The 13,512-nt window shown below is 66.5% G+C and carries 11 protein-coding genes; 4 read left to right on the top strand and 7 right to left on the bottom strand.

Annotation, left to right across the window (positions count from 1 at the left end):
• Positions 1-260 precede the first annotated feature (260 nt).
• The 4 genes from ACZLZY_RS20740 to ACZLZY_RS20725 all read right to left on the bottom strand — a co-directional run bounded on the left by ACZLZY_RS20740 (position 261) and on the right by ACZLZY_RS20725 (position 4,663).
• Positions 261-890: a PQQ-dependent catabolism-associated CXXCW motif protein gene (locus ACZLZY_RS20740; protein ID WP_472935954.1), complete on the bottom strand. Its 630-nt coding sequence runs from the start codon at positions 888-890 to the stop codon at positions 261-263.
• Entirely contained in the window at positions 890-1,747 is an 858-nt protein-coding gene (locus ACZLZY_RS20735; RefSeq protein ID WP_472935953.1) for a substrate-binding domain-containing protein, read from the bottom strand. The genes ACZLZY_RS20740 and ACZLZY_RS20735 overlap by 1 nt, the downstream gene beginning before the upstream one ends.
• A gap of 2 nt (positions 1,748-1,749) precedes the next feature.
• Positions 1,750-2,595: a c-type cytochrome gene (locus ACZLZY_RS20730; protein WP_472935952.1), complete on the bottom strand. Its 846-nt coding sequence runs from the start codon at positions 2,593-2,595 to the stop codon at positions 1,750-1,752.
• Positions 2,596-2,815: 220 nt separating this feature from the next.
• The gene (locus ACZLZY_RS20725) at positions 2,816-4,663 is read right to left on the bottom strand and encodes a methanol/ethanol family PQQ-dependent dehydrogenase (RefSeq protein ID WP_472935951.1); all 1,848 of its coding nucleotides are present in this window, start codon (positions 4,661-4,663) and stop codon (positions 2,816-2,818) included.
• A 951-nt stretch (positions 4,664-5,614) separates the two neighbouring features.
• Between ACZLZY_RS20725 and ACZLZY_RS20720 the strand changes: the two genes are divergently transcribed.
• Positions 5,615-6,478: a quinoprotein dehydrogenase-associated SoxYZ-like carrier gene (locus ACZLZY_RS20720; RefSeq protein ID WP_472935950.1), complete on the top strand. Its 864-nt coding sequence runs from the start codon at positions 5,615-5,617 to the stop codon at positions 6,476-6,478.
• Between the two features lie 207 nt (positions 6,479-6,685).
• Here ACZLZY_RS20720 and ACZLZY_RS20715 read toward each other — a convergent pair whose 3' ends face one another.
• From ACZLZY_RS20715 to ACZLZY_RS20705, 3 genes are all read right to left on the bottom strand, one after another.
• Positions 6,686-7,075, bottom strand: coding sequence for a hypothetical protein (locus ACZLZY_RS20715; RefSeq protein WP_472935949.1), 390 nt, complete (start codon positions 7,073-7,075; stop codon positions 6,686-6,688).
• A gap of 87 nt (positions 7,076-7,162) precedes the next feature.
• Complete coding sequence (locus ACZLZY_RS20710; RefSeq protein ID WP_472935948.1) at positions 7,163-8,110, bottom strand: YVTN family beta-propeller repeat protein; 948 nt, start codon at positions 8,108-8,110, stop codon at positions 7,163-7,165.
• A 1-nt stretch (position 8,111) separates the two neighbouring features.
• Entirely contained in the window at positions 8,112-8,669 is a 558-nt protein-coding gene (locus tag ACZLZY_RS20705; protein ID WP_472935947.1) for an SRPBCC family protein, read from the bottom strand.
• Positions 8,670-8,905: 236 nt separating this feature from the next.
• Between ACZLZY_RS20705 and ggt the strand changes: the two genes are divergently transcribed.
• The 3 genes from ggt to ACZLZY_RS20690 all read left to right on the top strand — a co-directional run bounded on the left by ggt (position 8,906) and on the right by ACZLZY_RS20690 (position 13,031).
• Positions 8,906-10,681 (top strand): gamma-glutamyltransferase, encoded by a 1,776-nt coding sequence (ggt, locus tag ACZLZY_RS20700; RefSeq protein ID WP_472935946.1) that lies wholly within the window; start codon positions 8,906-8,908, stop codon positions 10,679-10,681.
• Between the two features lie 72 nt (positions 10,682-10,753).
• On the top strand, positions 10,754-11,905 hold the full coding sequence (locus ACZLZY_RS20695; RefSeq protein WP_472935945.1) for an iron-containing alcohol dehydrogenase: 1,152 nt from the start codon (positions 10,754-10,756) through the stop codon (positions 11,903-11,905).
• A gap of 1 nt (position 11,906) precedes the next feature.
• Positions 11,907-13,031 (top strand): mandelate racemase/muconate lactonizing enzyme family protein, encoded by a 1,125-nt coding sequence (locus tag ACZLZY_RS20690; RefSeq protein ID WP_472935944.1) that lies wholly within the window; start codon positions 11,907-11,909, stop codon positions 13,029-13,031.
• Positions 13,032-13,512 lie beyond the last annotated feature (481 nt).

Raw genomic sequence — 13,512 nt, 5'->3', positions numbered from 1 at the left:
GGGCCGACGTCCAATCATTGGGAACTCGTCATTTGGCGACGAACCGATCACGGTCGTCATCCCGGGCTTGATCGCCGCGAAACCCTTGGTTTCGCGAGGGATCCATTCCAAATCGCCGAACGAGCGGGGTAAGGGGCGACCTTCCCTTATGTTCTGAGATGGACCAAAGCGGACGTGCTGAGGAATGGATCCCGGATCGAGTCCGGGATGACGAAGCTGAAAGGTCGCGGCAAGTCGCGCTGGAGTAAGCGCCCAGCGCACTACTCCTCCGGCCGCTTCTCCGGCTCTCTCCGCTCCAGCGGAAGGCCTGCCTCGCTCCAGCCGTCAGTGCCGTCCGGATACCAGGACACTGCGCTGTAGCCGCTAGCGACAGCGCGCTTGGCGGCGTTCCAGCTCATCCAGCAGTCGCGGAGGCAGTAGAACACCAAGGGCTTGGCCTTGTCGCCGCCCGTCGCACGCGCGAGCCCCGCCTCGAAATAGGTCTGCATCTCCGGCGGCAAGGCGCCATAGCCGGTATCGACCAGCCAGATCGAGCCCGGAATATCGGCGCGGGGTTTAGGATGCCAGACGGTCCCCGCCGGCAGACCCTTCGGCTTCGGCGCCCTTGGCAGAACATCGATGAAGGCAGCGGCCTTCGTCTCGAACAGCCGTTTTACGGCCGCCGTGTCGACGACATCGGCCCCCTTCAGCGAGGCCGGGGTCGGCGAGCGGTAATCGTCCGTCCGGTAGCCAGCCGGCTCGGCGACGGCGGCGGTGGTACCGGCAGCGTCTGTAACGGCGACAGCGGGCGCGACTGCGGTGGAGGCGGGCTCATCGGCCCGCGCCGGGAATGCCGAACTGATCCCGGCGGAAACCGCCGAGACCGCCAGGATCCAGCGCAGTCCCCGCATCAGCCGCCCTTTTTCGAGACGATCGGACGGTTCTGCTCGTCGAGCAGCGGCACACCGAAGGAGATCAGGATCTCGTTGATGGCGTCCTGGTTGTCGCGAATCAAGGTGTTCAGCGTCCGCTTCCATTCCTGGTCGGAGACCCGCACACCCATTGTGATCCGGAAGGTCATCGCCGGGCCGCCTTTCGGCTCCTTGACCAGCGGCGTGACGGTGTAGTCCTTATCCGACTTGCGGGCGTAGAAGCCGGCTTGCGGGCCCCAGAGGATCGCCGCATCGATCTCGCCCTTGTCGAGATCGCCGATCATCTTCTGCGCCGAGTTGTCGTAGCGCGTGTCGACCATCAGCTGGTAGCCCCGCGCCTTGCCGATGAGGCCGGCGCGGGCCATGTAGGTGCCCGGCGGCGTGCCGGCGACGACGCCAATCACCTTGCCCTTCAGGCGGGGATCCCCGATCACGTCGACCCCGTCGAGCGGTCCGCCTTTCGCCACCACCAGCGAATAGGCGGTGCGGTAATAGGCATTGGTGTTCTGCACCAATTCGTCGCCTTGCGGATAGCTCATGATGACGTCGCAGGCATTGGCGCCGAGCGTCATCCGCACGAAGCCGGTCGCCTGCGGAAAGAAGCTGTAGGCGACCGATTTTCGGCCGAGCTTCTCGGCGACGAACGTCGCAAGGCTGTTCTCGAAACCCTCGTTCTTCTCGTTGGAAAACGGAAGGTTGCTGGGGTCGGCACAGACCCGCAGCACGTTGGGATCGACGAGTTCGATGGATCCACCGAACTCCCGGTCCTGTGCTCCCGCCGTCGCCGTCAAGGCGAGCATCAGGGCACCGCCGAGAATGACGAAGCGGGAGGCCATCGTCAGAAGCCGAGGCAGGCGTTTTCAGCCGCCTGCGCTTCCTTGTTGACCTTCGGCTTCTTGGGCTCACCGCGCCCGATCGCGCCGTCCGCCCGGCCTCTGAGATAGACGTAGATGCCATCGAGGAAGCACATCACGTTGAGGTCCTCACCCCAAGCCGGCATGATCGAATTGACCGGATGCCACTTGTTCTGCTGGCCGTTCACGATGATGCCGGTGAAATCGTAGTAGTTGATCCGCTGCAGCTGCTCGGTCAGGTTCGGTGCGAAGGACGAGCCTAGACCGTCGGGCCCGTGGCACTGCATGCAGTTGGCGGAATACTTCTTATAACCGCGCCAGGCATAGTAGTCGAAGGTGCCGTCGGCAGCCTTGCTGTAGATGGGATTGCCAGCCGAATCGACGAATTTTCCCTCTTCGCCGGGGGTGGCGGCGGTGCCATTCGCTTTGCTGTCGGCGGACATCGCGCCACCAGCCGCAGCGGCGTCGCCCGCCGGTGCCGCCGCAGCTGCTGCGGGGGCGGCCGGTGCCGCCGGAGCAGCCGCCGCAGGGGCTGGTGCTGCTGCCGGTGCTGCCGGTGCCGCGGCAGCGGGAGCCGCAGGTGCGGGGGCGGCCGCGCCGGCGGGGGCTGCCGGCACGATCTCGGCGGGAGCCTGCTGCGCGCTCGCCATGGACATGGGGGCCAGGGTCGCCGTGGTCAGCATGGCGGTGGACAGAACCAGGTTGCCTGCAAGCGCGAGAAGCTGTCGAGTCATCTTAACCTCATGGATATCGGGGTACGAAGAACCGACCAAAACGGTCGACGCCGTGATACTGAAACCTTTTTGCCTATAACGATCGGCGGCTGCCAAGCTCATCCGCAAATGTCGGCTAATTCCCTAAAGAGCACGTGAAGAAGGGATCGAACGCAAGTCTTTAATGCACACGCATTCCTCCTTGCGACAGTTTGCAGCACCGCAATCTAACGGGCCGAAGACATGAAAAACCCGGCGAACGACCTGGGCCGCTCGTCGGGTGCAGGGCCGGTTGGCCCGCCGTGGAGGACGGCGGGCCGGAGGGAGGGATCGAGGTCTACTTCGTGGCCGTCTGGTTCGGCACGGTGAAGACCGTCAGCTGGCCGCCGAGCGCAGTGTACTTCGACAGCGCGGCATAGCCACCGACGGCACCGAGACCGGCGTTCGGATCGGTCAAGCCGGCTGCGAGGCCGATGCCCGCCCAGCCGCCAATGCCCGAGAGCACGCCGACGTACTGCTGGCCGTCCGTCTCGTAGGTCATCACGTTGGCGATGATGCCCGACGGGGTCTTGAACTTGTAGAGTTCCTCGCCGGTGGTCGAGTCGACCGCCTTCAGGTAGCCCTCAAGGGTGCCGTAGAAGACGATGTCACCCGCGGTGGCGAGAGCACCCGACCAGACCGAGAACTGCTCGGGCAGCGACCAGACGATCTCACCCTTGCCGGCGTCCCAGGCGATGAAGTTGCCCATGCCACCATGGCTGTTCGGGGCCGGATACATCGACAACGTCGCGCCGACATAGGGCTGACCAGCAGTGTAGGCGACACGGAACGGCTCGTAGTCCATACAGACGTGGTTGGTCGGCACGTAGAACAGCTTGGTCTTCGGCGAGTAGGCCGCTGGCTGCTGGTCCTTGGTGCCGAGCGCCGCCGGGCAGATGCCCGTCGAGTTCACGTCTTCACCGTTCTGCTCGGTCGAATACTGCGCCACCACCTGCGGACGGCCGTACTGCTCCGAGTTCTTGTCCATGACGACTTCGGTCGCCCAGTTCACCGCCGGATCGTACTTCTTGGCGACGAGCAGCTCGCCGGTCGCGCGGTCGAGGGTGTAGGCGAAGCCGTTGCGGTCGAAATGCGTCAGCACCTTGCGGGGCTGCCCACCGACGTCGATGTCGGCCAGGATCATCTCGTTGATGCCGTCGAAATCCCACTCGTCATGCGGGGTCATCTGGTAGACCCACTTGGCGACACCCGTGTCGGCATCGCGCGCCATGATGGTCATCGACCACTTGTTGTCGCCCGGCCGCTGCGAGGGGTTCCAGGTCGACGGGTTGCCGGTACCGTAATAGACGAGGTTCAGCTCAGGATCGTAGGAATACCAGCCCCAGGTGGTGCCGCCACCGATCTGCCACTGGTCGCCTTCCCAGCTCTTCAGCGAGGAGTCAGCGCCAACCGGCTTGCCGAGCGAGGTCGTCTTGGCCGGGTCGAACAGCATTTCCGCGTCCGGGCCGGTCGAATAAGCCCGCCAGGCCTTGCTGCCGTCCTTGAGGTTGTAGGCGGTGATAGAACCGCGCACGCCGAACTCGCCGCCGGAGATACCGATCAGCACCTTGTCCTTAACGACCATCGGCGCGGCCGTGCCGGTCTCGCCCTTAGTGCTGTCGCCGTTCTTTATATTCCACAGCACTTCGCCGGTATCGGCGTTGAGCGCCACGACGCTGGTGTCGGCCTGGTGAAGGATCACCGTGCCCGGCTTGCCGTCGGCGCCGGGGGCGAAGGCCACACCGCGGTTCACGGTGTCGCAGCACATGACGGGGATGACGTTCGGGTCCTGGGTCGGCTCATACTTCCACTTGATCGACCCGTTATCCTTCAGGTCGAGCGCGTAGACGATATTCGGGAAAGGCGTGTGGACATACATCGTGGTGCCGATGACGAGCGGGTTGCCCTCATGGCCGCGCAGCACGCCGGTCGAGAAGGTCCAAGCCGGGACGAGTTCCTTGACGTTGGACTTGTTGATCTTGTCGAGCGCGGAGTAGCGTGTGTTGGCGTAGTCGCCGGTCGGCATCGTCCAGTCGGCGGGATTCTTCGCCAGCTCGGACAAAGCTTCGTTGGCATAGACCGTTGCGGTTCCCAGACCGATCAGCAGGCTTGTCGCCAGCGCCGCCTTCGTCATCATCTTCAGCATCAGATTCCTCCCAAGGAACATCACCCGTTCGGCTCCCGCGAACGGAAATGTCCGCGTGCGACCGCTCACATCTTATATGGGGGAAGGTTCCCGGCAGCGTGTCACGACCGCCAATAGGGGTCTTGGTGGGCACCGTTGATCTTGCCCTACCGTGGCCTTCGAGATTCGGCATGCTCCCAACACGCCGACCTTGAAGCCGGAAACCATGGTTCACGCTAGGCTGAAGATGACGGCTACGCAAGCTCGCAAACCAAGAATTATTGCGTGCATTGCAGCATAGATCTGTTGCATCGCACTAAATTCAGTTGGCGATACTCCGGCATCCCCAGTCCATGCTTGCACTCACCTGTTACATATCTTGAATAGCCGCGAAGCCGCCCGGCAAAAACTGACATTTTTCGCTGGCTTTGCCTTATTTTTCCAAAGTTTTAGCGAGCGTGTCTACTGCTCTGGCTGCTGGCTAAAGCTTGTGCGATCAGCCCAATTTGTCGCCAACGACTTTCGCGTTCTCGGCAGTCCTGCGGAAACTCTGGCGGTGATAAGATTCCCTTCTAATTATCTGGCTTCCCCTCGCGGCCGGTTGACGATTGCGTCAACAGCGTCGCCTCCGCTAATGCTCGACCAAAGGACTAGGTGATCGCTTGCGGCACGGGGACGCAGCCCTCGTTCTCCCTTCCTGGCAGCCTTTGCGAGGTCCCCTCGTTAGCGGATCCGGCGACACCGACGTCGGCCCGGCCATCCGGTGAGATGATGGGGAATGGTCGCCTGGCGGCGAATCTGGACGATCTCGAGGATGCCGCCCGGTGGCGACCTCACGCCAATGTGCCCGCTGATGGTCACCATAAGACCCCACCACGCTTGAGCTTTCCGGCCGCCGGCGGCAAACTTGGTCCAGGCGATCCAGAAAAACCGCGGCGGGCACACGCGGACGGCGCCGACTGGGAGATTGTCATGATCCGTTCGCAACTCTGTGCCCACACGCTCCGGCCAAGCCGCATTCTTGTTTCCGCTGGCCTTACCGCCGCACTGCTGTCGGTCACGACGTCGATCGCCCTCGCCGGATCCGCCCCGACACCGGAGGAAGCTGCGGCCTCGGCGCAATCGTCCTGGCCGGGCCTCGTCACCGACGTGTTTGACGATAAGCCGATGCTCGACGGCACCGGCATCGTGACGCTGGAGGCGCCGTCCCGCGCCGCCGATCCCGCCCTCGTCCCCATCAAGCTGGTCGTTGATCCAGCCAAGAACATCCGCAAGCTGACCTTGGTGATCGACGAGAACCCCTCGCCGGTCGCCGCCACCTTCACCTTCGGCGACCAGTCGGGGCTGACGACGCTGGAGACGCGCGTGCGCGTCAACGCTTATACCGACATCCACGCGGTTGCCGAGGCCGACGACGGCACGCTCTACATGGTCAAGCGCTTCGTGAAGGCCGCGGGCGGCTGTGCGGCCCCGGCGGCCAAGGACGCCGCGGCGGCGGCGAAAAGCCTCGGCGAGATGCGGCTGAAGCGACTCGGCGCCGAGGAAGGCCCGAATGCCGGCCGCGACGTGGCACAGCTGATGATCCGCCACCCCAACAATTCCGGCCTGCAGAAGGACCAGGTGACGCTGCTCTACATCCCCGCGCACTTCGTCTCCGACCTCACGGTCAAGCGCGGCGACGCCTTGGTGTTCTCGATGTCCGGCGGCATCTCGATCTCGGAAGACCCGAACTTCCGCTTCGACTACACCGGCGGCGCCGATGCCACCTTCACCGCCAAGGCGACGGACACCGAAGGCGCCGTGTTCGAGAAGACGTTTCTGGCCGGCAGTTCGTAAGCGAGGCAAGGGCGGGCGTACGCTCTCCAGAGTATCGGAGAGGGTCGACCGGTGCACCGACTTGGCTTGTCGCCGGACTGAAAGCAAAACTGAGTCTTATCAGTTTTGTCATGCCGGACTTGATCCCAGCGAAACCATTGGTTTCGTCGAGGTCCATTCCTCTCCGGTTGCCCCGACACTCCGCGTCAAAACAACCCACCTTCCCGCTCACTCGAAGCAGCGGATCTCCGCTTCGGCCTGGGCGCGCCGCAGGTCGCCGATCACCCGTTTGGACTCGACGCCGGTCTTGAACAGCACGCCCTTTTCGCCGGACACCTGCCCCATCGAGAGATAGGTCGACGCCTCGACATACTCGTCATAAGGCACGATCGAGGCGACGACGTCGAAGGAGCAGGAACAGCGCTGCAGCGATTGCGGCGTGTTGCCGTTGGCCTGCATGCAGCCGAAGACGTAGTCGGCGGTGGCGACCGTCGGGTAGTCGTTCGACGGCAGGATCGGTGCCGCCGTCTTCGCGCCCGCCGCCGTCTGGGCCGATGCCAGCCCGGCCGACATCAAAAGTGCCAGCGCGGCGAACCCCGGTCGTTGAAATCGCGTCATGTTGGCCTCCCAGCCTCTGAACTCTTCGATGCGGCAGCTTAAGCAGCCCGGCAGGATGTCACGGTGGCCCACGGCCCCTGCAACGGCCTACTTCTCCCGCCGGATGAACTGGCCGAAAGCCCGGGGTCCGTCGCCGACCTCGACCTCGCCGACGACGGCAAGCGTCGCCGTATCGATCTTCATCAGGAGATTGTCGAACCAGTTGGCGACGTAGACGAAATCCTCGCCGCTGCCGGCCTCGATCCCTTCCGGATATTCCCCGACCTCGATCGTCTTCACCACCGCCAAAGTCGCCGCGTCGAAGACGCTGACGGTGCCGGCATACTGGTTGGTGACGAAGACCTTGCCCTTCGCCGTGGCGGTGACGTAGGGCCGCAGGCCGACCTTGACGGTGCCGACCGCCTTGCGGCTTGCGAGATCCACCACCGTCACCGAATCGCTGCCGACATCGGCGGTGTAGACTTGCCGTCCGTCGGCCGAGAAGCTGACCCCAAAGGGCCGCTCGCCGACCACAGCGGTCCCCGTCACCGTCAGCGTCGCCGCATCGATGATCGAGATCTGGTTGGAGTCGCGGTCGGCGGTGACGATGGTCTTGCCGTCGGCCGAGACGGCGACGCCGGACGGCGACTGGCCAACCTCGACGCGGCGGGTGATCTCGCCCGTCTCGGGATCGACGACGAAGAGTTCGTGCTCGTACCAATCGGCGACGTAGACCGGTACGCCCGAGGGATGCACCGCGATGCCGAGCGGCCCGCCGGCGAGCTTGATGCGCCGGATCACATCGCCGGAACCGGTGTCGACCACCGAGAGCTCGGTCGAATCCGGCGAGGTGACGAAGGCCCGGCGCCCGTCCTTCGTCACCGCGATCCCGGCCGGCTTGCCGCCGATCGGGATGGTCTTCGTCACCGCCATCGTCTCGAGGTCGACGATCGAGAGATTATCGCTCGACTGGTTGGTGACGAAGGCGGTGTCTCCCGCCTGCACTGGCCCCGCCAGGACGGCGAGAGCCAGCGCGGCGAGAGCCGATCGCGTCACGTCAGGAGCCCTTTTCGGCCGCCTGCTTGATGCCGCCGAGCCCCTTCTGCGCGAACTCGGAAACCGCCTTGATCGCGGCGGCATCGTTGAGGTCCGGCGGCGGATTGCCGTTGGGGTCGCCGCGGTAGAAGGCGGCGCGCCACTCGACCGTCGACGTCTCCGGCGTCTTGCCGGGCTTCACGGTGAGGTAGGAGGAATAGTTGGTGACCGGCAGCACCTTGACGTCGACGTGCGGCAGCAGCGTCGCATACATCATCTTGGCCGCGTCGTACTTGTAGAGCGACTCCGCCAACTCGCCGCCGCTCTTCAGCGTGACGAGGCGCGCGGTCTCCACGGCATTGCCGCCGGCGCCCTCGGTCTTGGCGACGTCGGGGTGCCAGGACATGTCGTTGAATTCCTTGATCCGCTCCCAGACCTTCGCCGGGGCCGCGTTGACCTCGATGGTTTCGGTCACCTTCTGGCGGGTGGGCCCGTGCGCCAGTGCCAGGCCGGGCAGAATCAAGAGCGCGACGAGCGCGCCCATTAGCCGTGCTACCACGACGTACCTCCTTGATTTCATTGATCCGGCTGCGCCTCCACGCGGCCGGTCGGTGCCCGCCGGGAGCCTAGACCGGTTCGGCGGCGAAGGAAAAGCCTATATCGCAGCCGCCCCGAATTATCCCGCGGCCGTCGTTCCGCCCCCCGCAAAACGCGGGGGGCATCCTCTCCGTGACGGCGCCTCCCGGCGTTGACAGCCGGCGCCGGCTTGCAGAGCCTGACGACACGCCGGTCCAGCCAGCGGCAAAGGAGACGTCCATGCGCCGATCCCACCTCGTCCTAGCGCTCACGCTGCTCGCGAGCCCGGTCCAAGCCCAGCAGGCCGCCGACGCGAAAGCGCCGGAAGCCGCCTCGGCCATCGCCGGCAAGACGCTGGTCCGCGCGAAGTCGCAGATGGTTGTCGCCGCCCATCCGCTCGCCGCCGAGGCCGGCCGCGACATCCTCAGCGCCGGCGGCAATGCGGTCGACGCCATGGTGGCGGTGCAGCTGGTGCTCGGCCTCGTCGAGCCGCAATCCTCGGGCCTTGGCGGCGGGGCCTTCCTGGTGCGCTACGATGCGGCGACGAAGACGCTTGAGACCGTCGACGGCCGCGAGACCGCGCCGGCGCGGGCGACGCCCGACCTCTTCCTCGATGCCGCGGGCAAGCCACTGTCTTTCCTCGATGCCGTCGTCGGCGGCCGCTCAGTCGGCACGCCCGGCACCGTCCGGCTGCTCTACGACACGCACCTGCGCGCCGGCGACCTCGCCTGGCGCCGCGTCGTCCAGCCCGCCATCGACCTCGCCCGCAACGGCTTTGCCGTCACCCAACGCCTCAACACCTTGCTTGCCGACCCGGACCTCGCGCGCTCGCCCTCGCTGCGCGCCTATCTCCTCGATCCCGCCGGCCAGCCCTGGCCGGTCGGCCACATCCTGAAGAACCCTCAATACGCCGAAACGCTGGAGCGCCTCCGCGACCAAGGGGCTGAGGGCTTCTATTCCGGCCCGGTCGCGCAAGGGATCGTCGACACGGTCGCGTCGGGCGAGACCATCGCCGACGCCCCCAATCCCGGCACGCTCTCGCTCGCCGACCTCGCCGCCTATCGCTTGACGGTGCGCCCGCCGGTGTGCGCCGCCTATCGCGGCTACGACGTCTGCGGCATGGGGCCGCCCTCCTCCGGCGCGATCGCCGTCGGTCAGATCCTCGGCCTGCTCGAACCCTATGATCTCGCGGCGCTCGGCCCGGACAACGCCAAGGCCTGGACGCTGATCGGCAACGCCTCCCGCCTCGCCTTCGCCGACCGCGGCCGCTACGTCGCCGATACCGACTTCGTGCCGATGCCGACCGGCCTCCTCGACAAGGCCTATCTCGCGGACCGCGCCAAGCTCATCGCCGGCGAGACGGCGCTGCCGCAGGCCGCGGCCATGCCGGGCGAGCCGCGCTGGGATCATGCCGCCCTTGCGCCCGGCACCGTCCCTGCGCGCGGCGACGACGCCAGCATCGAACTGCCCTCGACCAGCCATTTCGTCATCGCCGACAAGGCCGGCAACGTCGTCTCGATGACCACGACGATCGAGAACGGTTTTGGGTCCCGCCTGATGACCGGCGGGTTCCTCCTCAACAACGAGCTGACCGATTTCTCCTTCACCCCCCAGGAGGACGACCGCCCCGTCGCCAATGCCGTGCAGCCCGGCAAGCGGCCCCGCTCCTCGATGGCGCCAACCATCGTCATGAAGGACGGACGCCCGGTGATCGCCATCGGCTCGCCCGGCGGCAGCTCGATCATCGGCTTCGTCGCGCAAGGCCTCATCGCGATGATCGACTGGAACATGGACGCGCAAGCGGCGGTCGCCGCCCCGCATCTCCTCAACCGCTTCGGCACCTTCGAGCTGGAGGCCGGCACGCCGGCCGCCGAACTCGCGGCGCCGCTGCAGGCGGCCGGGTTCAAGACCAAGACCGGCGAGCTGAACTCGGGGCTGCACGCGATCGAGATCACGCCGGGCGGGCTCGAGGGCGGTGCCGATCCGCGACGCGAGGGTGTCGCACTCGGCGATTGACGCGGCGGGCTGCGGCCTGACACGCTCCGTCCCGACGGGCGCTCGTCCCGGCATCGCGCAAGAGGTTTGTCCATGACGTTCAATGCCGCCGCCGTCCCGGAAATTGTCTTTGGGCCGGGCAGCCTGCAGCAGATCGGCGCCCGGGCGCTGGCGCTCGATCCGTCCCGGCGGGCGCTGATCGTCGCCGACGCCTTCCTGGTCCAGTCCGGCTGCGTCGCCCGGCTGCAGGCCGACCTTGCAGCGGATGGCATCGACGCCTCGGTCTACGGCGAGATTTCCGGCGAGCCGAAGGCCGCGCACCTCCATGCCGCCGGCGAGGCCGCGCGCGGCGCCGGGCTGGTCATCGGCATCGGCGGTGGCTCGGCGCTCGACGTGGCCAAGGTCGCCGCTTGCCTCGCCGTCGGCGAGGCCGACCCGATGCACTACGCGCTGGCCATCAACCCGCTGCCGGCCGAGCCGCTGAAGAAGATCCTGATCCCGACCACCGCCGGCACCGGTTCGGAAACCTCGTCCACCTCCGTCTTCTCCGACGTCAGCGGCGACAAGGTCTGGATCTGGGGCCCCGAGACCAAGGCGGACCTTGCTTTGCTCGACCCTGCGCTCACCGTCAGCCTGCCGCCGGCGCTCACTGCCGCCTGCGGGCTCGACGCCTTCATCCATGCCTTCGAGGCCGCGACCAACCGCAAGACCCATCGGGGCGCACAGCTCTATGCCCATGCCGCGATCCGGCTGATCGCGGGCGCCCTCGCCCGGGCCGTGGCCGAGCCCGGCGACATTGAGGCCCGCGGCGACCTCTTGCTCGGCTCCTGCTATGCCGGCATCGCCATCGACCAGTGCGGCACCGCCGTCGCCCACATGATCAGCCATGCGCTCGCCAGCATCGCGCCGGTCAACCACGGCTTTGCCACCGCACTCGCCTTTGAGGCGACGCTCCCCTGGCTCGCCGAGCAAGGGACGCACGACATGCAGACCGCCGCGGAGGCAGCGGGCCTCGTCTCCGTCGCCTACCTCCCCGGCTTCGTCAGCGCGCTGATGGACCAGTGCGGCTTCCAGCGCGTGCTGCCCGACGCCTTCGCCGGCGTCACCGCCGAGCAACTCGCCGGCGCGATGCGTGCGCCCGGACAGGCGCCGATGCGCGCCGCCACGGTGCGCGAGATTGGCGACAGCGACATCGAGGCCTTTGCCGCCTTGCTGCTGGCCACCGCGCCCGGAAAGGCCGCCTGACATGTCGAAGATCACCGCGATCGAGATCACCCGCCACCGGCTGCCGCTCGACCCGCCGTTCAAGGCGAGCTGGGATGGCCGTCCGCGCACCGCCTTCGACGCCGCCATCGTCCGCATCCGCGACGATGAGGGCCGCGAAGGCGTCGGCTCCGGCGACCTGATGCTGGGCTTCGAGGGGCATGAAGACCTCTTCATCGGCCAGGACCCGCGCCTTCTGGAACGGCACTACGAGGTGCTGTCGCACCTGCAGTTCCACAATGGACGCTGCTGGCCGGTCGACCTCGCGCTCTGGGACCTCGCCGGCAAGGTCACCGGCGAACCGGTCTGGCGCCTGCTCGGCGGCCGGTCCGACCGCGTCCGGCTCTACGCCTCCTCCGGCGTGCTGCGCGACCACGGCGCCATGGCCGAGACCGCCGAGCGTTTTCGTGCCGAGGGCTTTCCGGCCATGAAAGTGCGCTTCACCTCCTCCGCCGGCGGCCGCCTCGGCTGGCGCGAGGACGTCAAAGCGCTCGAGGCGATCCGCGCGCGGGTCGGCGATGGGCTGGAGCTGATGGTCGACTGCAACCAGGGCTGGCGCATGCCTTGGGACACGTCCGCTCCCTGGAATTACAAGGACGCGCTCCAGGTGGCCCGCGAACTCGAGCGGCTCGGCATCTACTGGATGGAGGAGCCGCTGCACCGGGCCGACCGCCGGGGCATGGCGGAGCTTCGCCAGGCCGTGTCGATCCGCATCGCCGGCGGCGAGATGACGCGCGAACTGCACGAGTTCCGCGACTTGATCGAGGGCCGCTGCCTCGACGTGCTGCAGCCCGACGTCGCCCTCGTCGGCGGCATCACCGGCCTTCGCCGCGTCGCCATCATGGCGCGCGAGGCGGGGCTTGCCTTCACCCCGCATTCCTGGACCAACGGCATCGGCGTCGCCGCCAACGCCCACCTCACCGCCGGCATCGGCGAGGCGCCCTGGCTCGAATGGCCCTACGACCCGCCGGAATGGTCGCTCGACCGCCGCGACTACCCGATGTCGGCACCGCTGAAGGCCGAGGACGGCTGGTTGGTGCTGTCCGACGCGCCGGGGCTCGGCATCGCGCTGGACGAGGAGCGGCTGGCGGCGACGCAGGTGGGGTGAAGATTACCTTTCCCATCAACCTCTTTTCATGTGCTGCAGGCCTGCATGGCGCGGGAATGACAAGAGGCCGCCGACGTTACTCAGCGCCTCCCGGCCGATCAGCGCGGGAGCCTGTCAACGCGCCCGGACAGGATATCTTCACATCGACGCGCTGACTTTCCGACGTGCCCCGAAGGCTTGCAGCGATGTCCCGAAGTATGAGCTCACGGACGGCCACCTGTCATCCGATGACAGGATCATTCTGCAAGCGCCATCGCAGGGCTTCTGCGGTCGGTCCACGGCTTTGACCCGCTGGAATCACAAAAGATAGTGAAGCCGGGCCGTTTTGATCTTACCAAGACGGATGGCGGCCTTACATCGCCTCTCAGGCGAACCGGAACATCTGTTCGTCGCCATCGAAACACCAAACGCCATTTCCGACACGCGTCACGCCTGCCTTCCTGCTCGTCGCCGCCCGAGGCGCAAACCGCAAGGGAAGGCG

Source organism: Mesocryomonas lacus, from assembly GCF_055730135.2.
This window is presented reverse-complemented; position numbering and strand designations above follow the sequence as displayed.